Origin of the sequence: Flavobacterium sp. N1994 (assembly GCF_025947145.1) — a bacterium.
Taxonomy (GTDB): Bacteria; Bacteroidota; Bacteroidia; order Flavobacteriales; family Flavobacteriaceae; genus Flavobacterium.
This window is the reverse complement of sequence record NZ_CP109999.1, coordinates 2717754-2739518: the sequence shown is the minus strand read 5'-3', so window position 1 is coordinate 2739518 and position 21765 is coordinate 2717754. Positions and strand designations below refer to the sequence as shown.

Below are 21765 nucleotides of genomic sequence, written 5' to 3'. Positions count from 1 at the left end.
TTTTATCATTCTTTCACTTTAAAAACCAACTTGGTAGAAGTTGTTTCGATTTCTTTTTTATTCAATTTCATTTTACGGAACTTACCTGTAACGAATAAATCGGATTGGTCGCTATAATGTTGACTCATTGGGTTTCCAGATTGCCCTGTTGGCAATACACTCCAGCTATTTTCAATATCCGAAAAATCGATGATACGTCTTGTTGAGGGGCCTCCTTTGGTATTAATTTCTGCCTCATCAGAATAAATGAAAAGTTGGTTGTTGATGACTTCATTAGTTCCAGAAATTGGGAAGGAACCCACATTGAAAAACTTACTAAACAATTTTACTTTACCTATAGGATGCTGAAATGTTACTTTATGTACTTTCTCCCATTGCCATTGGTTTACATCTGAACCTAATTGTTTTTCTAATGAAATTATGGCTTCTTTAAAAGATTGGGTTAAGATTTCCGATTGGGTTTCTTTCTTGGATTTGGTATTGATATTATCCCACCAAACCGAAGCACCATTTTTACTCTGATTTTCAATTACCTGTTTGATGATATGTGTATTGAGTAATAACTTAAAATTGTCCGCACCAAATTCATCTTCAAACGTATCTTTCAAATAAAAATAAATCCATTTGTTGTAAATCGTAGGCGCTATATCTTCCAAATTGTGTGTGGCTTTCCATTCTTTTAAAACCGTTAGTGCTTGCTTTTCATTTGATGAAAATTGAGCAGTATTCAGAGGTTTTGTAATATTTCCAACTATACTTTCTGCAGTAGCAGAAGTATTGTCAACAATCATTTTAGAAACATCTTCTTTGGTCCAATTGTTTTTTGGCGCCAATAAACCATCAATTCTTAAGGCTCTGTCTTTGGGCAAATAATAGCCTGGATACAAATAACCATCAATAGCTTCGGGTTGATTATTGGATGTGTAAACGTAATTCCATGGCGGGTTTATAGCGGCTGGATTTTTGGCAAAAGGCAACCATTCTTTTTTATCATCAATACCATTGGCACCATTTAGAATAAAATTAGTATTAACCGATTTGTCCACCTTATAAAGTTTACCGGAAGTTATCCAAGCTATGTTTCCTTTAGCATCGCCATACATAATATTTAATCCAGGTGCTTTAATGAGTTCAATATGTTTTTGAAAACTCTCCAAATCTTTAGCATGAGACAATTCATAAACAGCGTCAAGAATTTCATTTTTCTGTTGGGTATAAATCCACGACATAGCCACTGATTTCTCCGATTTCAATCCTTCTAACAAACCGTTTACTATAGGTCCGTGTTGTGATGACTTTACGTTCAGTTTGACATCAGAGCTGTCTTTTACTTTGATAGTTTTTTGCTTGAAAGTGTAGTTTTTAAAACCATCAATAGTTTTGTATTGTTTGTCATTATTAGGATTGTCTTCTTCTTGGAAGAAATCCACATCATCATTCTCAAACATGGTTAATCCGTAGGCATAATTACGATTGTGTCCTAAAAGAGGAAATGGAGTTCCAGCAATATAGTATCCGTATATTTCATAATCTGGGCACGTAATGTGAGCTTCATACCAAGTTCCAGGCTGCGAATACATAATGTGAGGATCATTAGCTAATATTACTTTACCGCTTTTTGTTTTGGCACCACCAATGACCCAACTATTGCTACCAATGAAAGCTGGAACAGGAGACGTTTCCAATAATCCAGCTACTGATTTCGAAATCGAGGCGTATTCTTTATAATCTCCTTTAAATGATTGTAATTGTTTCGTGCCGAATTCACCTTGAATGCCAAAATCTTGTAGATATTCCATTCCGAAACGGTCGCGAATATCTGTTAGCAAAGGATCTGTTTTTTGAGCCATCGCAAAGCTAAAAGACATAAATCCGAAGATATTGTAGACATCTTTTAAAGTAAATTTTTCTTGTTTGATTCCTAGCAATCTTAACTCTACTGGAGTAGTTCCTTGTTCTATATATTGATTAATTCCATCCAGATAGGCATTTGCTAAAATATAGGTTGGAGCGTTTTTATCTAAATGGGCCACAGCTTGTTTCGAGTTTTCGTCGATACCAATTCCAGCAAAGAATTTGTCTGTTTTTAATGCAGGTGTTCCAAAAATTTCTGAAAGTCTACCAGGAGCAATACGACGCATGAGTTCCATTTGCCATAATCTATCTTGAGCATGAACATAACCAAGTGTTGTCATCGCATCTTTTTGATTATCGGCATAGATGTGAGGAACACCATACTCATCAAAATAAACCGTTGTTTCTTTACTGATATTCTTTAGTTTTTCTTCTCCTTCGTACTTGGGTTTAGTGTATTGAAGATAGCCAAAGATTGCTATGGCAGAAAGAACTATCAGGATAAGAATAATGAGAACTATTTTCTTTATTAGTTTCATGGTGTCGAGGTTGTTTGGTAAACAAATATAATAATAACCAATATATGTTTGACCTAATCAAAATGCCATTAGTGCAAATAAAAACGAGTTGACACCATCCCTGACGTCAACTCGCATTCAAAAAATTATTATGTATCCTAATTTCTCTTACTGTCATCTATTATAGCTCCCGTTCCTGCTCCAAGACCCGCTCCAGCTAAACCACCAATTATAGCCCCTTCACCATGTTTTTTATCTACAAGAGCTCCTGTAATAGCCCCTACACCAGCTCCAATGACTGCCCCTTTTGCAGCACGGCTCCATTTTTTTCTTTTAGGAGTTGCCGCAGTAGCTTGTTGATCGTGAACAACTACTACTTCTTTTGGCTTTTGGCTATTATTAATCATTGTCATCGAATCAATAATATGTTGCTTTTCAGCTACTGATTTCATTGAATCAATGGTGGTTTGATGAACGTCATCTAACACTACTCCTTTAGTGTCAGTATTTTTACAAGACACAAAAGCGACTGTAAATACTGCAATCATTATTACCTTTTTCATTTTAATTGAGTTTATTGGTTATATAGCAAAGGAACAATAGAACTCCAAAGTAACTGTTATAAAATATTGGCTAAAAGTTATAGGATTATAATTTGAAAGTGTTGACTAGTTAGTTGAAAATCTTTTGGCTATATTTACCATAATCGACAATCATTAATTATTAATGCCATGAATTCAATTTGGAAAAAAATAATTCTTCGGACCACACTTAATGAAAGGCGTAAAAAATCAAGTAGCGAAAAAACCTTTTCAGATTATGAGTTAGCAAAAGGATACCGCCTATTTCTGATTTTAGGAAGAAGGCATTTTAAAGATTTTATTTTAATAAGTCTTGGCATTCTTTCTGCCTCCTTTGGATTTAAAGGTTTTTTACTAACCAATCATTTTATTGACGGTGGCGCTACTGGGATTTCATTATTGATTTCAGCATTGACAAACATTCCATTGTATTGGCTAATTATCGGGATCAATATTCCATTTATCATTTTGGGTTACAATGTGATGGGGAAGGCTTTTGCTATTAAAACTGCTCTTGCTATAACAGGCTTATCTATTTGTTTAGCTACAGTAACGTTTCCCAATGTTACCAACGATAATTTATTGGTGGCCGTTTTTGGCGGTTTTTTTCTAGGTGCAGGCATTGGATTGTCTGTACGTGGCGGGGCTGTTATTGATGGCACAGAAGTTTTGGCAATTTATCTCAGTAGAAAATTTGGAACGACTATTGGGGATATCATTGTGGTAATAAATGTGGCTATATTTTCAGCAGCCGCTTATTTTTTGGGGATTGAAATAGCTTTATATTCCATGATTACCTATTTATCCGCATCAAAAACATTAGATTTTATTGTTGAAGGAATTGACGAATATATTGGAGTAACCATCATATCCATGCGAAGTGAAGAAATGAGACAAATGATAATCGATACTATGGGTCGAGGTGTAACCGTATATAGCGGAAAACGTGGCTATGGAAAACGTGGTGAAACCAAAGAAGTTGATATTATTTATACCGTTATCACTCGCCTTGAATTAAACAAACTTAACACCGAAATTCAAAAAATTGAACCCGATGCTTTTGTTGTGATGAATAGTGTGAAAGATACCAAAGGAGGTATGATTAAAAAAAGAGCTTTGAAACACTAAGGTAAATAGTTCTTTTATTTTCTATCAAAAACAATCTTGTTCCCAACATTCATTCCATTATTCTTAGCCAATACCCCACACATGTGAAATAACATTCTAGCGCCAACATTGCCATCCCAATCTGTTTCGCCGGGAGCTACTTCAACTAAATCAAAACCAATAATTTCTTTACCGCTTTCGGCTAATTTGTTGAATAAATAAGTAGCTTGTTCAAATGAAAATCCTCCTGGAACAGGAGTTCCTGTACTTGGTGCATACCACTGAAACATTCCATCAATATCAAAAGAGATGCACACTTTTTGTGGCAAAGAAGCAATAATAGCATCGCATTGTGCTGCCCAAGTTATACCTTCAAAGGTTTCTTTTTTCAAATCAGAATCAGTATGAACCAAAACTCTTCCATTTTGTTGTTTTACCACTCCTACTTCTTGTTCACAGAAATCGCGAATACCAACTTGAACAATTTTTGATAGCTGTGGAATTTGTAATGCGTTGTACATAATAGATGCATGAGAATAAGTAAAGCCTTCATAAGCTATACGTAAATCCATATGAGCATCTAAATGCAAAATTCCGAAGTTATCATGTTGAGTGGCCAAGGCTTCATAATAGCCTAGTGGAGTAGAATGGTCACCTCCAAGTAAGGCTACTTTTTTGCCTTGTTTCATCCAATACAAAACTTTTTCCTTTACTTCAGAATGTAAGTCACGACAAACTTTATTAATCGTTGCCAAATCTTCTAACAAACTAGGATGATTGTTTAAATCCTCTCCTCCTTCTAACGCTTCTATGATGGGTTGGGCCAATGCTTTGTAGGCATTAGAATTAATCTTCCAATGTTCTGGCGCTTCGTCCATGAAAATGCCCAATTTCCATAACTCTGGAAAATCCTGATGACTTAAATCGACTTGAAAAGAAGCATCAAGAACAGTTTCTGGTCCTTCTGATGCACCCGAACCATAGCTCACAGTTACTTCCCATGGAACAGGAATGATAATAATTTCTGATTGTTCTGAAGAGAATGGTAATCCAAAAACCGTAGCATCGGCTAGTCCAGGTTGAGATGGATCAAAAGTATCTATAATTTGTTGTTTGGTCATTTTATTTTGAATTACAAAGTCGCAAAGATACTTTGTTGCATAGTCATTTGAAAACATTTATAAAAAAAGAAACCACAAATAAATTGTGGTTTCTTTAAATCTAATCTTATTAAGTATTAATTTTTAATAAATTTATAAGACACTTTAGCGTTTGTGAAGTATAGATTATAAACACCTTTTGCTAAAGAAGCAATATCAATACTTTCTTCATTAGAAGTTACTGCTTTTTTCATAACGGTTTGTCCTAACATATTGTAGATAATTACACTTTCGTTGCTATCAAAATCACCTTTAACATTTAACACATTGTTAGCAGGATTTGGATATAAAACAAAGTGGTTTTTCACTGACTCACTAACTCCCAAAAATGGTGTTATAGTAAGTTGAAATGTTCTGTTTATAGTTGAAGTACCACTAGTTGCTACCATTGTTATAGTATAAACGCCTGGCGCTAAAATGGTACCCATAACTGGGGATTGTGTTAGTCCTGCATCACAATTATTAGTAATTGGATTGGCTAAAGTAGCATAGCTTGGTAATGTATAGGTATTTGTAGCATCTGCTTGAACCGTTTGATCTGCAATAGTTCCCATTCTAAAAGCAATTGATGGCATTGTATATCCTCTATTAGTATAAATACCTGTCATTAATTGTATATCAGAACAAGGATAATTCATATTTATTGCGGCTTGTCTTACGGCGATAGCTGCATTTTGTTGGTTTGTTGAGCTAGTTGTAGTTGACAAACCTTCTAACATAGCCATATCTGATTTTGTTCTTCCAATAGCATCAAAGACTTCCATTCCAGCTGCAGCCCAAATTTCTCCATCATCATGAACTTCTCCATCTAAATCAGCGGGATATAATTTCGCTGTGTCTGTCATTCTACCTGGCCAAAAAGGATTGTGTCCATCCCAACTAAACACATAATTGTATTGATCTGTATTTGATGCCCATTGATTCAAACTTCTACTGTAAGAAACAGCCCAGTAATCACCAAAACCTTCACTCAAACCATTAACTTGTGATAAGTGACCTCCCGTAATCCAATCGTGAATTCCATGTCCTAATTCGTGTAAAATTACGTCAGCATCTTCAGCATCATCTACACCACCTTCTCCAAAATGTAATTGACCACTAGAATAGTGTGAGTTATCGGCACCACTTTCAGCGCTTGGGTCATAAAAAAGAACTCCTGAGTTGTATAAAGAAACACAAGGAATACCTAAAGTTAAATTTATATATCGAAGATTTTTATCAATATGATAATAGGCATTTACTGCTTCAAAACCATCTTGGTTTCTGTTGAAATTGAAAGCACTTGTAGCTTGAGTAAATAATCCTTTACTAGGAGCTGCTAAGTCTTTAATCTCAGCGTAAGTCCCTTTTAACTTATATACATTAGAGGCAAATTCAAGTTCAGGAATGGTAACACTAGTTCTTGCATTATCTAATGCTGTATTGGTAACATCGCCTGAACCAGCTCCGTCTACATAACTTCCGCCATAAACAGAACCTGTTTTGGATAGTGGATCTGGGTTGAAAACAAAACCAGTTCCTGAAACGAAATTTGTGGATTGCGTATTATTAGCTGGTGGAGTTGTAGTATTATTTGGGTTTCCTTTTTTGTGGTAAACAGCGATATCTTTAGTACTTAAAACAAGTCCGGTTTGAGCATCGATAATGGTCTCCCAACTTCCTACTTTGAATTCATTACTAGTTACTACTCTATAGACCAATTTAGTGTCTTGTAATTTTGTGTAAACAAAAAGGTTGCATTCTTGAAACGAGTTATTTCCTGTTAGTTTCAATTCAGCATTTGAAATTGTTATGGCTGAAGCCTTTGAAATTGAAGGAGTCGTATTTACTAAAACATTTTTATTTACATAAGAATCTGAAGTATAAGAAATTTCATTATCTGGAGAAAAATGGATAACAATTTCAGATTCAAAAACAGGAACATCGTTAACCATTTGTTGGAATCTAAGTGTTTCTCCTGACAAACTTTTTCTAACAAAACTTAACTTGAAAGTATCTGTTGATTTGATTTTAAGGTCACTGGCGTGATTGGTTATCCATTCTCTAGCGGCCCCTTCATTTTTAGAAACTTGAGCAAAGCTGGAAATTGAAAATAGAAGAGATGCAATAGTTACAAAAAGTAATTTAAATTTCATTTTTAATACTGTGGTTTTTATGGTAATTGATTAATAATTAATTGCAAATCAACAAATTGTTTTTCAGAAAACAAATTATTTTACTATTAAAATCCCTTTTTTAAGGATTTGTCCGAATTCATACATATCTTCATAAGAACAATAAAATGGTGCTGGTGCTAAACGGATTACATTCGGTTCGCGCCAATCCGTAATTACTCCGTTTTTCATTAAATAGTCAAATAAACTCCTTCCTTGTCCGTGAAGAAAAACAGAAAGTTGGCAGGCCCGTTCTTCTTGATTATTTGGCGTTATGATTTCAAATTCTGTTCCTTCGATTTCTTTATCAATTTCGTGTAGAATAAATTCTAAGTAAGCTGTTAATTGATTTCTTTTTTGGATTAGTTTATCCATACCCACTTCGGCAAACATTTCAACAGAGGCTAAATAAGGAGCTAAAGACAAAATAGGTAAATTACTTACTTGCCATCCATCAGCTCCAACAATAGGGTCATATTCTGGTTCCATTTTGAAGCGACGTTCTTTATTATGCCCCCACCAACCTCCAAAGCGATTTAAGTTTTTGTTAGTATGATGCTTCTCATGAATAAAGCATCCTGAAGCATTTCCTGGTCCAGAATTCATGTATTTGTAACTACACCAAGCCGCAAAATCAACATCCCAATCGTGCAATTGCAACTCAATATTCCCAGCAGCATGCGCTAAATCGAAACCGACTTTCGCTCCTACTTTATGTCCGGCCTCTGTGATGGTTTTCATGTCAAACACTTGACCGGTGTAATAATTAACACCTCCTATTAGTACTAAAGCTAACTCATCTCCCACTTCATTTATTTTGGCAAGAATATCTTCTAATCGAATGTTGTGTTCGCCTTCTCTTCTTTTGATTTCAACAATTACGTCCTCAGGTTTATAACCATGAAAATTGACTTGAGTTTGAAACATATATTGGTCAGAAGGAAATGCTTTTTCTTCGCAAATGATTTTATATCGTGTTTTTGTTGGCTGATAAAAAGTCACCATTAACAAATGTAAATTCACAGTCAACGTATTCATAACCGTGATTTCAGAAGGCTTTGCTCCAACCAATTTACTTAGAGGATTGGCAAATCTTTCATGATAATCCCACCAAGGTTTTTCGGCATAAAAATGTCCTTCAACAGCAAGATTAGCCCAATCATTCATTACCTCATCAACATAATTTTTGGTTCGTTTTGGTTGTAATCCTAAAGAATTTCCAGTGAAGTAAATTACATTCTTATTATGGTGTTGTGGAAAAATGAACTCTTCTCGGTAATTTTTTAATTCATCTTGAGAATCGAGTTGTTGCGCAAATTCGCGAGTGTTTTGGAAAGTCATTATTGTTTATTTGTTGCGTAAAAGTAGAAAAAGAAGAAAGAAGAAAGAAGAAAGAGAAAAGAAATTTACAATTTTATGGATGGTATATAGCCCTGATGGGAGCAAGCTACCGTGTAGCGCGGACAGCAGGAATAAGGTTTAAACTATGACCGAACGATTGGCTCAAAAAAAATCCCAACATGGCTGTTAGGATTTCATTTCGAATATTTAGAGTCAATTAGATAATCAACATCGCATCACCATAAGAGTAGAAACGGTATTTTTCTTTAATAGCTTCTTCGTAGGCTTTTTTCATTAAATCATGACCACAGAAAGCCGAAATCATCATTAATAAAGTTGATTTTGGTGTGTGGAAATTAGTCACCATACAATCTGCAATGCTGAAATCGTATGGAGGAAAAATGAATTTGTTAGTCCATCCTGTATAAGGATTCAAGGTTCTTGCTGACGATACAGAGCTTTCTATGGCGCGCATTGATGTTGTTCCGATACAGCAGATTTTTTTCTTTTTAGCTTTGGCTTGATTTACAATATCACACGCTTCTTGAGAAATGATTAATTCCTCAGAATCCATTTTATGTTTTGATAAATCTTCTACTTCAACTGGATTAAAAGTTCCTAAACCTACGTGCAGTGTTACCTCAGCAAAGTCGATTCCTTTAATCTCTAATCTTTTTAAAAGATGTTTAGAAAAGTGCAACCCTGCAGTTGGTGCAGCTACGGCTCCTTCTTCTTTGGCATAGATAGTTTGGTAACGCTCAGCATCTTCCTCTGTTACTTCTCTGTTGATGTATTTTGGAATTGGAGTTTCTCCAAGTTCTGTTAATTTTCTTCTGAATTCGTCATACGAACCGTCGTACAAGAAACGCAATGTTCTTCCACGAGAGGTAGTGTTATCGATTACTTCAGCTACTAATGAATCATCATCACCAAAATATAATTTGTTCCCAATTCTGATTTTGCGTGCAGGATCAACTAAAACATCCCAAAGACGTTGTTCCGCATTTAATTCTCTTAATAAGAAAACTTCAATTCTAGCACCCGTTTTTTCTTTGTTTCCGTACATACGGGCTGGGAAAACTTTGGTATTATTCAAAATCATTACATCCCCATCATCAAAATAATCAATAATGTCTTTGAATTCTTTGTGCTCTATAGTTTTAGTTTTTCTGTTGACCACCATTAATCTGGCTTCGTCACGATTTTCTGCAGGAAATTCAGCTAGCAATTCAGCTGGAAGATTAAACTGGAAATGAGATAATTTCATTTAATAAAGTTTATGAGTTTAGTTGTTTAAAGATTATTTTTCAGACAATTTTAAACGCTTGCAAATATACTATCGTGAGATAGCGAATGTCAAGTAAAAAGCAGTTTATTTTTATTTTTTACTATTTTTGCGACATAGTTCGGGATGTAGCGCAGCCTGGTAGCGTACTAGCATGGGGTGCTAGGGGTCGCTGGTTCGAATCCAGTCATCCCGACTTTTATTCTTCTTTTATTGTAAACCCAATACTTTTTAAATCTTCCCAAAACGTTGGGTAAGATTTAGAAACTACTTCGGCTTCTTCTATTAGGATTGGAACTTTTAATGCTAATGGAGCAAAAGCCATAGCCATACGGTGATCTTGGTAAGTTTTGATTTTTATATTAGAAAGAATGCTATCTGTTGGTTGTAAAGTCAAGCTATCATCAGAAATAGTAACTAGAGCTCCTAACTTTTCTAATTCATTTTTCAACGCTTGCAGTCTATCTGTTTCTTTAATTTTGAGGGTGTGCAAACCTGTCAAATGACAACCTATTCCTAATCCAAAACAAGTTACAGCAATGGTTTGGGCTATGTCTGGAGAATTATTTAATGGTGAATGGTGAATGGTGAATGATGACTGTTTTACTTTTTTCAGAAGGATAGTATTTTCCTGAAATGTAGTTTCCACTCCAAATTCATTATAAATTGTTGCTAAGACGCTATCGCCTTGCAAGCTGTTTATCTTATAACTAGAAAGCGTTATTTCGGTTCCTATTTCGGATAATGCAATGATTGAATAATAATAGGATGCGGAAGACCAATCACTTTCAATTACGAATTTAGAATTACGAATTACGAATTGTGGTTGCACTTCAATTTTATTATTTTCAAATGAAGTTTCAACTCCAATTTCATTGAGTAAAGACAAAGTCATTTTGATATACGGTACAGAAGTGATTTCTCCTTCTAAAGTAAGTTCAATGCCGTTTTCTAATTTGGGTGCGATGAGTAAAAGTGCTGAAATGTATTGACTGCTAACATTGGCCGCTAATGACACTTTGTTTTGTGTTAGTTTTTTGCCTTTGATTCTTATGGGTGGGAAGCCATCATTTTCTTCATAACTGATTTCAGCTCCAAGTTGACGTAAAGCATCTACTAGTATTTTAATGGGTCTTTCTTTCATACGGGAAGAACCTGTTAAAACCACTTCTCTATCTTCTTGAATAGCAAAATAAGCTGTTAGAAATCGCATAGCGGTTCCTGCATGATGAATGTCTATAACAGCATCATTACTTTGTAAAGCTTTGGTCATCACTTCTGAATCATCAGAATTGGAAGTGTTTTCTAGTGTAAGATTTGGATATAACGCTTGAAGCACCAATAATCTATTCGTCTCCGATTTACTTCCGGTGATTGAAATTGCTGCATTAGGATTAACGATTGAAGATTTTAGAAGTAAGTTCATAAGCTATTACACAGAGATTCCCAGAGAAGCACAAAGATACACAGAGAAACTTCCCTCTTCCAACTTCTAACTTCCATCTTACTTTAGTTTATCGTTATTATGATGGCGGTCGTGGTCGCGATTGGTTTTTAAATCCATTTTTTTATCAAAGGCGGCTTGCAAATCGATTCCTGTTTGGTTGGCCAAACATAAAACCACAAAAACAACATCGGCTAATTCTTCGCCAAGATCTTTGTTTTTATCACTTTCTTTTTCTGATTGTTCGCCATAACGACGGGCTATGATTCGGGCTACTTCCCCTACTTCTTCAGTAAGTTGTGCCATATTTGTAAGTTCGTTAAAATAACGAACGCCGTGGTTTTTTATCCAGTTATCAACTTCTAGTTGGGAATTTTTTAAGTCCATGTTTATGAATGGTGAATGGTGAATTATAGTATCCTGCTCCAATTTTTGGGGTCAAATATATCGTTATCTTTTTCGGATTGCATTATTTTTTCGGCTAGTTCTCGCATGGCATCGGCATTGTCTTCGTTATTAACGATACAATCCATGATATATTCTCTCACGCCTATAACTGCTTCATCTATTTCGAGCATTTTTTTATCTAGTTCTTCTTGTGCCATTACTAGATTGGCTTCGGCTTGTTTTTCGTCAAGAACAGCGTCTTCATACAAGTCAATTTTTTCGTCAAATGTATCGTAACCTTCTACCATTTCGCTTATATCATCTCCGTTTTCATTGGCTATCTCTTCGCTCAATTCTTTTAATTCTCTTAGTATATCTGGTTGTTCTAGTATAGGTTGTGCTTCTAGCCACTCTAACATCGCATTTTCATTTTCGTCAAAAATAAGTTCTAAAAGTTTTTTACGATATTTCATAAATGGTCTTTTTTTTCATTATGCATATTATTGGCTCAAAGTCAGGAGACTTTGCACAGCTGGTTATGAGCCTCACAAATATAATAATTGTGAAGTGTGAATGATGAATGGTGAGTGTTTTTTCTTAAAAAGAGACAGCATTAGCTATAACAGCAACACTAAAAGGAATAAAAAAACTTTCCGCCCCATAAGGAGCGGAAAGAGTGTGGTATTTTTTGAGTAAAAGCTTTGACTTTGTACTTAATGTCAAAGTTTCCATTGTGAAAATATTTAAAAAAGTAAAAAGTCAATAGGGTTATTTGATGAAAAGTACATGGCATAAGACGAATGGCAAAAAGCAAAGGATAAATGGCAAAAAAGTTGTTATAAAACCTAAAACTTGTCGTTGTTGACGCTATCGTTTAGGTGTATTAGCTAAAATTTTAGGTTGTGTATGTATAATTATACGTGAAGTAGTGTATATTTTTAGGTCTGTGATGTAAAATTTTAGGTTATTTACCTAAACGTTTAGGTTATATAAGGTAAACGTTTAGGTTTTTGGCTATGCCAATAAAAAACCCCTTTAGCTAATTATTGCTAAAAGGGTCTTGTTACCGATACTAAAGTACGCTATGACGTAGGTGAATCGGATGGAGGTGTCGAAGTTCCTGATCGTGGGAAAAACTGCGCCATCTCGTTTACCTTAGTTTCAAAACCAGCTGTTTTAGTCCCTGCTTTGTATTGGCTAAAACCATAATCCGTAAGGGCGGCTTGGTAATTGTCAAAGTCATGCAGGATTTTGTTGTTGTCTAATCCGTCTAACAAACTTTGCAAACGCGTGATAGTTGATTGTATAAATACCCTTGAATCATAATCATTTTGAAATTCGTCCCAATCTACATCGGGGCTACTAAGCGCAGGCTGGTTGTTATGGTAATCTAAAGCTTTGTTTACAATGAGTTTGTTTTGCTCATTGATGCTCCCATACTTTTTGCGTTCGTCAGGAGAGAGGTTTCTTAGTTTAGGCGTTAAGGCCGCTTCTAAATCATTTAATGCTTTACCAACTGCTGTTTTCTCGGTAGCATCATAATGCACATTGTTTAAATTTTCAAAAGGCATACTGTTGTTTTTTAAAAGATTAATACTACGTTTTAAAACTAAAGTACTATTTACCTTTCATATTGACAACTTTTTGTAGTTTTTTTAACATAAAAAAGCGGCAAATGCCGCTTAAATTGTCAATCTTGAAATTTTATTTAGTTTCTATTGTCTATTGTAATAGTATCCCGAATTCGTTGGTGTTGAATAAGTTGGTGTTGAGTAATAACTATTAGTTGTTGAAGGTGTTGTATAGGTTGGTGTTGGTGTTGAATAATAATAACTATTAGTTGTTGAAGGTGTTGAATAAGTTGGTGTTGAATAATAGCTATTAGTCGATGGTGTTGAATAGGTTGGTTGAACAGTACCTTGTTGTCCTGTATAAGGATTTACATTGGGGTAAGTTGAATAATTATCGTTTATTGTAGCGTTAGGAGTTGTTCTGTAATACCCTTGTACATAAGTACCGTTAGATTTTGTATACCCATTTACATAGGTACTATTTGGGTTTACTTGTGCATAAAAATCAAATGAGAACAAAAGTAACATTATGATTAAGAAGATTCCATTTTTCATTTTAAAAATAATTAAAGTTAGTCTTTCAAAGATAAACATAATTATTTAGAATTAACAACAACTCTCTTATTCTCTGTTCTTTGTATCCATAATTATAGTAACTGGCCCATCATTTAAAAGCGCTACTTTCATGTCGGCACCAAATTTTCCGGTTTGTACTTTTTTGCCTATTTCGGTTTCCATTTGTTGAATAAAGGACTCATATAATGGAATGGCAACCTCAGGTCTCGCAGCTTTAAGATAGGATGGGCGATTGCCTTTTTTGGTAGAAGCTTGTAAGGTAAACTGACTAACAATAATCATTTCTCCACCTACATCTTTGAGAGACAAATTCATCACTTCATTTTCATCACCAAAAATTCTCAGGTTAGCTATTTTGGCGGTAAGCCAATCTATGTCTTCTTTACTGTCAGCATCCTCAACACCAATTAAAACCAATACTCCTTTTTGAATATCGGCTACTTTGAGACCTTCAATAGTAACAGAGGCTTGAGAAACTCTTTGAATTACTGCCTTCATTTGAATTATGAGTTATGAATTATGAGTTATGAATTGAATGTGGTGAAATATTGGCTTTTTATTAATTTATAATTCATAATTATTTTTTCATACTTTGTTTGGTTGTTACTATTATTGATGCTAAAATTTTATTGATTTCAACAATATCAGACTTTAACGATTGAAATTGAATTTCATTCAAATATTCCGATTGGAATAATAACTGTAACCAATAATCAGTTTCGTTGGCTTCCTTTTGCGCAATTGCTAATTTATGTATAAAATCTGGTTTACTCTCTGCATGTTTTGCTTCACAAACTAAAGCTCCAATTGCCGTTCCGCTTCGTAGTAATTGTTTACTGAGGATAAATTCTTTTTTTTCTACACTTAAAAACTGATATAATTTTACTATTCTCAATGCAAAACTAAAAGACTTACTTTTTATGACATTATCACTCATAATTCACAATTCATAATTCACAATTCACAATTATTTCCTCGTTTGATCACTCGCAATGCGTTCCTCATTATAAATATCAGAACGATACTGCTCATCATCACCTTCCAGTATTTTGAGATAACTATTATAACGTGACCATGCGATTTTATTTTCTTCTAAAGCTAATTTGACAGCGCAATTGGGTTCTTCTTTGTGTAAACAATTATTGAATTTACATTGGTCTTGCAACTTAAAAAATTCTGGAAAATAGCCGCTCACTTCTGAGGGCTCCATATCAACAATCCCGAAACCTTTTATTCCTGGTGTATCAATGATTTTAGCATCAAAAGACAAATCATACATTTCAGCAAAAGTGGTGGTATGTTGTCCTTGCTTGCTTTGTTCCGAAATGTTTTTGGTTTTCAAATTCAAATCGGGTTCCAAAGCATTCACAAGAGTTGATTTTCCAACACCCGAATGTCCAGAAAACATGCTAACTTTTCCGGTCATCAATTCCTTTAATTGATCTAATCCTTTTTTCTCTTTTGCGGAAACTTTAAGGAATTTATATCCAATTTGAGAATAAATATATTGCAGATACAATTGTTCCTCTTGCATGGCTTCATCGTAAGTATCAATTTTGTTAAAAATCAAGACTGCTTCAATGCCATAAGCTTCGGCAGTAACCAAAAATCTATCAATAAAACTAGTAGTTGTTGGCGGATTATTAATCGTAATTAACAGAAAAACAATATCAATATTAGAAGCAATAATATGAGTTTGTTTAGATAAATTAACCGATTTTCTAACGATGTAATTCTTTCTATCGTGTATGTTATGAATCGACCCCGTAACGGCGTCTGAACTTTCATCTAATTCGAAGTCAACGACATCACCGACAGCAATGGGGTTTGTGCTTTTGATACCTTGCATTCGGAATTTTCCTTTGATGCGGCATTCAAAAATTTGGTTGTCAGCTGTTTTTACTGTATACCAACTTCCCGTAGATTTATAAACTAGTCCTGTCATAGAGCAAAGATACCATTTCCAATTTATATTTTAGAGCAAAAAAAAGTTGCCATTGCTGGCAACTTTATAATTATTAAAACTAAAAAAATATTAGTATTTGTATGCAACTCCTGTTTTGATTGCTTGTGAACCACCAAGAGCGTTTGAATTAGCTCCAACAGTTGTTTTATCAGATACTTGTAAAACAAAAGGGCATCCTAATTTTGCAGCATCCATTTTTAATTTTTTCGCCGCTTTTTTATCTCCAGTGTTTCCAGTTTGGAAGTTAATTAAACCTGTTTTTCCACGAACTTCACCCACTTTTTTCAAACCTGCGATGTATGATTTATCCTCAAGAATAACCACTTTTTCCCAATCATCTTCTCCGTTGATTACGATTTTCTCTGTAATGTCTTCTTGTCTTTTTGTTTTTCCGTAGATGATTTTTTCTACTGCATATTTACCAATAGTGTTTTCTGCATCTTCACCATCATACTTAAAAACAATAGTGTATTCGTCTAGACGGATTACTTTTCCTTCTACAATTTCTCCACTGTGTTTATAAATTTTGTCAGTTTGTGCATTGGCAACACCGAAGCTAAACACCATTGCGAATAATAAAATAATTTTTTTCATTTTTTGAGATTTTTAATTTAAGTTTCCTTTTTGTCTTGCAATGATACAAAAAATATATAATAACAAAATACGTCAATTATCGTATTTTTAAACAATTAGTTAAGAATTGATAATCTTTTCTTGATGCGCTATACTTTCTTGATGTATGGCTTTGAATATTTTTAATATAAATTCTTCACTTAAACCCCTTTCATCTCCATCTAAAATCATTTTTCCTAAAATTTCATTCCAACGTTTATTTTGAAGAACGGCCACATTTTTAGCTTTTTTCAAGGCTCCAATTTGCTCTGCTACTTTCATTCTGTTTCCTAATATTTCTAATAATTTGCTGTCAGCAATGTCTATATTCGCCCGAAGTTTTATCATTTCGGTATTGAAATCATCTTCTTCAACCGTTACTTTTTTAACTTTTAAATCTTCGAAAATCTTTTTCAAAACAGTTGGCGTCACTTGTTGTGCTGCATCACTCCATGCATTATCTGGGTCGATATGGGTTTCTATAATCAATCCGTCATAGTTCAAATCTAAGGCTTGTTGCGATACCTCTTGAATCATATTTCTTTGTCCTGTAATATGGGAAGGGTCACAAATCAAAGGCAAATCGGGGAATCGACTTTGCAACTCAATGGGTAATTGCCACTCTGGAATGTTTCTGTATTTTGTTTTCTCATAAGTTGAAAATCCACGATGAATTACTCCTAGTTTTTTAATTCCGGCATTAACCAATCTTTCAACACCACCAATCCAAAGAGCCAAATCTGGATTTACGGGATTTTTTACCAAAACAATTTTATCCGTTCCAACCAAAGCATCAGCAATTTCTTGAACGGCAAATGGATTTACTGTAGTTCGAGCACCAATCCATAACACATCAATATCATGCTCTAAAGCTAATTTCACATGTGCTGCATTTGCCACTTCTGTTGCCATAAGCAATCCTGTTTCTGCTTTTGCTTTTTGCAACCATTTTAAACCAATAGCTCCAACCCCTTCAAATCCTCCCGGACGAGTTCTAGGTTTCCAGATTCCAGCACGAAAAATACTAACATCAGAATTTTTAAGTTCGTGAGCAATTTTCAAAACTTGTTCTTCAGTCTCAGCACTGCATGGTCCCGCAATTACGAGAGGATGACTTAATTTAAAATCATCTAACCATTTTCTGTTTTCCATTGTAATATTCATAGCTTTATTTATTTCCGTTTAAAATTTCTTTTATTCTGTTTGTATTTTGCATTTCGTTGAAGACAGCTTCGTAATTTTCATCTTCTAGTAATTTTTTAAAGTGAGTTAAATTCAAAATATATTCATCCAAACTTTTAACAACATGCTTTTTATTTTGTTTAAAAATGGGTGTCCACATAGCAGGGGAACTTTTGGCTAAACGCACGGTACTTTCAAATCCGCTTCCAGCCATATCAAAAATATCGCGTTCATCTTTTTCTTTTTCTACCACCGTTTTGCCTAACATAAACGAACTAATATGCGATAAATGCGACACATAAGCAATGTGTTTATCATGCGATTTTGGGTCCATATACCGAATACGCATTCCGAGTTTTTTAAACAACTCCATTCCTCTTTCTTGCAGTTTAAAAGTTGTTTTTTCGACTTCACAAATGATATTCGTTTTATCTTGAAATAATCCTTTTATAGCTGCTGAAGGTCCCGAAAATTCGGTTCCTGCGATAGGATGTGTTGCCATGAAATTTCTTCTTTTGGTATGATTTTCAATGGCTTCACAAATGGGTAATTTAGTTGAACCAACATCAATAACCAGTGTTTCTTCACCAATTGCGTCTAAAACCTTTGGCAAAAGTACCAATCCAATATCGACAGGAACTGAAACAATTACTAAATCAGCAGAAACCAAATCTTCAATAGTGGCTTTCTTATCGATAACTCCCAATTTTATAGCTTCTTCCAAATGATTTTCATTAGAATCTATTCCGAAAACTATCGCCTTTTCATAGTGGGTCTTTATGTCTAATGCCATCGAACCTCCGATTAATCCAATTCCTATTACGTATACTTTTGTCATCTTTTCTATTTAAAATCTTGAAATAGCTTCTTGTATTTTAGCTTCAGTAACACAAAGTGAAAATCGAATATAACCTTCTCCATTGCTACCAAAAATAGTTCCTGGTGTTATAAAAATATGTTTTTCGAGTAACACTTTATCTATAAATTCTTCTGCAGATGGTATTTCTTTTGGCAGCTTAGCCCAAACAAATAAACCCACATTCGTTTTATCAAAAGTACAATTCAGTTTTTGAGCCAATTCGAAAATCAGGTTTCTGCGTTTGGTGTAAATTTCATTTTGCTCCTCAAACCAATCTTTACCAAGTTTCAAAGCTTCAATGGCTCCTTTCTGAATGCCATAAAACATACCACTATCCATATTGCTTTTTACTTTTAACACGGCATCAATCAAAGTTGGATTTCCTAAAACCATTCCAACACGCCAACCTGCCATATTATAAGTTTTGGATAAAGAATTTAATTCTAAAGCCACTTCTTTTGCGCCTTCAATCTGTAATATTGAAATAGGATTTTCGTTCAATACAAAACTATACGGATTGTCATTTACAATCAAAATATGGTGCTTCTTCCCAAAGGCTATTAATTTTTTAAATAATTCTAATGTCCCGTTTTTTCCTGTTGGCATGTGTGGATACGAAACCCACATTAGTTTGACTTTTGATAAATCTAATTTTCCCAAAGCTTCAAAATCAGGTTCCCAATTTGTATCCTCCGATAAATCATAATAAACGGCTTTAGCCTGAACCAATTCGGTTACCGAGGCATAAGTGGGATATCCAGGATTTGGAATTAAAACGGCATCCCCTTCATTTAAAAATGCTAATGAAATATGCATAATTCCTTCTTTGGAACCCATCAATGGCAAAACTTCTGAATTGAAATCTACTGTCACTCCAAATTGCTTTTGATAAAAATCAGCCATTCCTTTTCTAAGCTCTGGCAACCCCTGATAGCTTTGGTATTCGTGGGCTTTGTCATCAAACATTGCTTTTTGAATAGCTTCAATTACCGATTTATCTGGGGCCAAATCAGGACTACCAATTCCCATGTTGATGATAGGTTTCCCTTCCGAAATGAGTTGACGGACTTCCCGCAATTTCTTGGAGAAGTAATATTCCTCAACGGTATCTAATCTTTTGGCTGTTACTATCATTGCTCTCCTTTTTTATATTCACCTAACACTTTAAAATGCGTAGTCATTAATTCCAAAATCTTTTTAGCTTTTTCATAATGTTTGTATTTTTCAAAAACTACATCAACAAAAAAGGAATACTGAAATGGGGTTTCAATAATGGGCATGGATTGGATTTTAGTCAAATTCAGTTTCGAATTATTCATCACATTTAAAACCGTTGCCAAACTTCCCGGAGTATCATCTAATTCAAACTTAATCGAAGCCTTATTAATTTCCTCCTTGGGTAATTCTTTATTTTCCGTTTTTACAATCACAAATCGGGTTTTGTTGCTTTGAATCGTATGAATTCCTGCTGAGAGAATTTCTAAATCGTACAATTTGGCAGCAATGGGAGCCGCTACTGCGCCAATACCCATGAGTTTTTGTTCTTGAATTCTACTTGCCGTTTCTGCTGTATCTCCGCTTTCTACCAATTTGATGTGTGGGTATTGACTAAAAAAAGGAGCGCATTGTAACAGTGCCATCGGATGAGAATGCACTTCTTTGATATCTTCCATTTGCTGTCCCTTTAGCGCCATTAAATTCAGATGAATATCTAAATAATGTTCCCCAATAATATGCAGATTATTGCGGTCGATTAAAGCATAATTTGGAATTATAGATCCCGCAATTGAGTTCTCTAAAGCCATCACCCCTTTCTGTGTCTTGTTTTCTAAAAGACTTTTTACCAAATCTGGAAACGACATACATTCATCTAAATCAAAATCAGAAGCAAAATATTCCTGCGCCACTTGATGATGAAATGAACCTTTAATTCCTTGAATTGCAATTTTTGTTTCCATAGAGCCAAAAAAAAATCCCGATTCTCATCGGGATTTATATATGGTTATTTTAAATTTTACTTTTTTACATAACACAACACTAATCCCTTTTTCTGTCCGAAGAAGAAATAAAAGTAATAGTTAAACCAAGTGTTGAATGTTCTCATTTTTGATATCTGTTTGGCTAATGTAGGAAATAAAAACATAGGTTTTACAAGGCATTGCAAAAAAAAATACTATAACGTTTTAGTAAAAAATGAAACTATCTAATTTTTTGAACCCTCGTTGGTGTATCTTTCCCATTAACAATACTTTCCGAGCTAATCGCGATGGCTTTGATAATTTCGGTCATATTATCAAAATCTAAAGTGGATACTTCATCACTCAATTGATGATAATTGGGTTCTGAATCCATTTTTGAAGTAGAAATGGTATGAGCAGGAACTCCATAAGCGGCAAGAGTTGCATTGTCTGAACGATAAAAAAGATTTTCTTCTAAATAAGGGTCTTCATAAAATCGGAACTTACTCCCTTTCAAATTATTTTGAAGAATGGTTCCAAAATTAGACTTTTCAAATCCTGTTATGTAGGCCGAATTTTTATGCCACTTACTTTCTGTGCCAATCATTTCTATGTTGAACATAGCTATTACATCATCTGGATTTATACTTTCCGAAAAAAACTTAGACCCAAATCCTCCTTCTTCTTCTCCTGTAAAACAAACAAAGATTATGGTTCTTTCGTTATTATTCAATTCTTTAAAATAGTTTGCCAAAGCAATTACAGCAGTGGTTCCAGAAGCATCATCATTGGCACCATTGTATACTTTATCCTTTCCATTTTCTTCTTTCCCTAAATGATCATAATGGCTTGAAAAAACGACATATTCATTTGGTTTTGATTTTCCTGGAAGGATTCCAATAACATTATTGGCACTTGCATTTCTGACAACAAATTCTTGTCTATAATTCTTTAGTCCTTTGTAATAAGTCAATCCAACTTTGGAAAATTCTTTTTCAATAAAGGCTGAAGCCGAATCAACACCCGTTGTGAAAATTTGTCTACCTTCCATTTTATCAGATGCCAACGTTGTTTCAATTCTAACGATATCATCTTTTTGAATGGTTGGTTTGACTTGAGCTTTGGAAATAAATCCAATTAACAAAAACAGGAACAAGACTCTTTTCATACTTTATAGTGTTTTGTGTAAATATAAAAATCAAATTTTAAAT

Annotated in this window: 21 protein-coding genes and 1 tRNA gene; 2 read left to right on the top strand and 20 right to left on the bottom strand. The window is 34.3% G+C overall.

Annotated features, from left to right (window positions below; all coding sequences use genetic code 11):
• Positions 1-5 precede the first annotated feature (5 nt).
• Complete coding sequence (locus OLM53_RS12280) at positions 6-2393, bottom strand: penicillin acylase family protein (protein ID WP_264520525.1); 2388 nt, start codon at positions 2391-2393, stop codon at positions 6-8.
• A gap of 137 nt (positions 2394-2530) precedes the next feature.
• Positions 2531-2935, bottom strand: coding sequence for a glycine zipper family protein (locus OLM53_RS12275; protein WP_264520524.1), 405 nt, complete (start codon positions 2933-2935; stop codon positions 2531-2533).
• Between the two features lie 168 nt (positions 2936-3103).
• On the opposite strand from OLM53_RS12275, the gene OLM53_RS12270 reads away from it, so the two are divergent.
• Complete coding sequence (locus OLM53_RS12270) at positions 3104-4081, top strand: YitT family protein (protein WP_264520523.1); 978 nt, start codon at positions 3104-3106, stop codon at positions 4079-4081.
• Positions 4082-4095: 14 nt separating this feature from the next.
• On the opposite strand, the gene OLM53_RS12265 is transcribed toward OLM53_RS12270, so the two are convergent.
• From OLM53_RS12265 to queA, 4 genes are all read right to left on the bottom strand, one after another.
• The gene (locus tag OLM53_RS12265; protein ID WP_264520522.1) at positions 4096-5181 is read right to left on the bottom strand and encodes an agmatinase family protein; all 1086 of its coding nucleotides are present in this window, start codon (positions 5179-5181) and stop codon (positions 4096-4098) included.
• Between the two features lie 116 nt (positions 5182-5297).
• Positions 5298-7355, bottom strand: coding sequence for a T9SS type A sorting domain-containing protein (locus tag OLM53_RS12260; protein ID WP_264520521.1), 2058 nt, complete (start codon positions 7353-7355; stop codon positions 5298-5300).
• A 75-nt stretch (positions 7356-7430) separates the two neighbouring features.
• Positions 7431-8714 (bottom strand): kynureninase, encoded by a 1284-nt coding sequence (kynU, locus tag OLM53_RS12255; RefSeq protein WP_264520520.1) that lies wholly within the window; start codon positions 8712-8714, stop codon positions 7431-7433.
• Between the two features lie 217 nt (positions 8715-8931).
• Positions 8932-9981, bottom strand: a complete 1050-nt coding sequence (queA, locus tag OLM53_RS12250) for a tRNA preQ1(34) S-adenosylmethionine ribosyltransferase-isomerase QueA (protein WP_264520519.1) — start codon at positions 9979-9981, stop codon at positions 8932-8934.
• A gap of 140 nt (positions 9982-10121) precedes the next feature.
• On the opposite strand from queA, the gene OLM53_RS12245 reads away from it, so the two are divergent.
• Positions 10122-10195: transfer RNA gene (locus OLM53_RS12245), tRNA-Pro, on the top strand.
• A gap of 3 nt (positions 10196-10198) precedes the next feature.
• On the opposite strand, the gene aroA is transcribed toward OLM53_RS12245, so the two are convergent.
• The 14 genes from aroA to OLM53_RS12175 form a co-directional block, all read right to left on the bottom strand.
• A complete protein-coding gene (aroA, locus tag OLM53_RS12240; RefSeq protein ID WP_264520518.1) occupies positions 10199-11425 on the bottom strand; it encodes a 3-phosphoshikimate 1-carboxyvinyltransferase in 1227 nt (408 codons plus the stop codon).
• A 78-nt stretch (positions 11426-11503) separates the two neighbouring features.
• Positions 11504-11830, bottom strand: coding sequence for a nucleotide pyrophosphohydrolase (locus OLM53_RS12235; protein ID WP_264520517.1), 327 nt, complete (start codon positions 11828-11830; stop codon positions 11504-11506).
• A 23-nt stretch (positions 11831-11853) separates the two neighbouring features.
• Entirely contained in the window at positions 11854-12303 is a 450-nt protein-coding gene (locus OLM53_RS12230; RefSeq protein WP_264520516.1) for a hypothetical protein, read from the bottom strand.
• A gap of 609 nt (positions 12304-12912) precedes the next feature.
• Positions 12913-13401, bottom strand: a complete 489-nt coding sequence (locus OLM53_RS12225) for a hypothetical protein (RefSeq protein WP_264520515.1) — start codon at positions 13399-13401, stop codon at positions 12913-12915.
• Positions 13402-13545: 144 nt separating this feature from the next.
• Positions 13546-13956: a hypothetical protein gene (locus tag OLM53_RS12220; RefSeq protein ID WP_264520514.1), complete on the bottom strand. Its 411-nt coding sequence runs from the start codon at positions 13954-13956 to the stop codon at positions 13546-13548.
• 66 nt (positions 13957-14022) lie between these two features.
• Positions 14023-14475, bottom strand: coding sequence for a D-aminoacyl-tRNA deacylase (dtd, locus tag OLM53_RS12215; RefSeq protein ID WP_264520513.1), 453 nt, complete (start codon positions 14473-14475; stop codon positions 14023-14025).
• Between the two features lie 79 nt (positions 14476-14554).
• The gene (locus OLM53_RS12210; RefSeq protein WP_264520512.1) at positions 14555-14914 is read right to left on the bottom strand and encodes a four helix bundle protein; all 360 of its coding nucleotides are present in this window, start codon (positions 14912-14914) and stop codon (positions 14555-14557) included.
• A 30-nt stretch (positions 14915-14944) separates the two neighbouring features.
• Positions 14945-15922 (bottom strand): ribosome small subunit-dependent GTPase A, encoded by a 978-nt coding sequence (gene rsgA / locus OLM53_RS12205; RefSeq protein WP_264520511.1) that lies wholly within the window; start codon positions 15920-15922, stop codon positions 14945-14947.
• Between the two features lie 90 nt (positions 15923-16012).
• On the bottom strand, positions 16013-16537 hold the full coding sequence (locus OLM53_RS12200) for a hypothetical protein (RefSeq protein WP_264520510.1): 525 nt from the start codon (positions 16535-16537) through the stop codon (positions 16013-16015).
• 99 nt (positions 16538-16636) lie between these two features.
• Positions 16637-17719 carry a chorismate mutase gene (locus tag OLM53_RS12195; protein ID WP_413614244.1) on the bottom strand — a complete coding sequence of 361 codons (1083 nt, stop codon included), beginning with the start codon at positions 17717-17719 and terminating at the stop codon, positions 16637-16639.
• 4 nt (positions 17720-17723) lie between these two features.
• Positions 17724-18575 (bottom strand): prephenate dehydrogenase, encoded by an 852-nt coding sequence (locus tag OLM53_RS12190; RefSeq protein WP_264520509.1) that lies wholly within the window; start codon positions 18573-18575, stop codon positions 17724-17726.
• Between the two features lie 9 nt (positions 18576-18584).
• Complete coding sequence (locus OLM53_RS12185) at positions 18585-19730, bottom strand: pyridoxal phosphate-dependent aminotransferase (RefSeq protein WP_264520508.1); 1146 nt, start codon at positions 19728-19730, stop codon at positions 18585-18587.
• Positions 19727-20554 (bottom strand): prephenate dehydratase, encoded by an 828-nt coding sequence (locus OLM53_RS12180; RefSeq protein ID WP_264520507.1) that lies wholly within the window; start codon positions 20552-20554, stop codon positions 19727-19729. Before OLM53_RS12180 ends, OLM53_RS12185 begins: the two co-directional genes overlap by 4 nt.
• Positions 20555-20795: 241 nt before the next feature.
• Positions 20796-21722, bottom strand: coding sequence for a M28 family metallopeptidase (locus OLM53_RS12175; protein WP_264520506.1), 927 nt, complete (start codon positions 21720-21722; stop codon positions 20796-20798).
• Positions 21723-21765 lie beyond the last annotated feature (43 nt).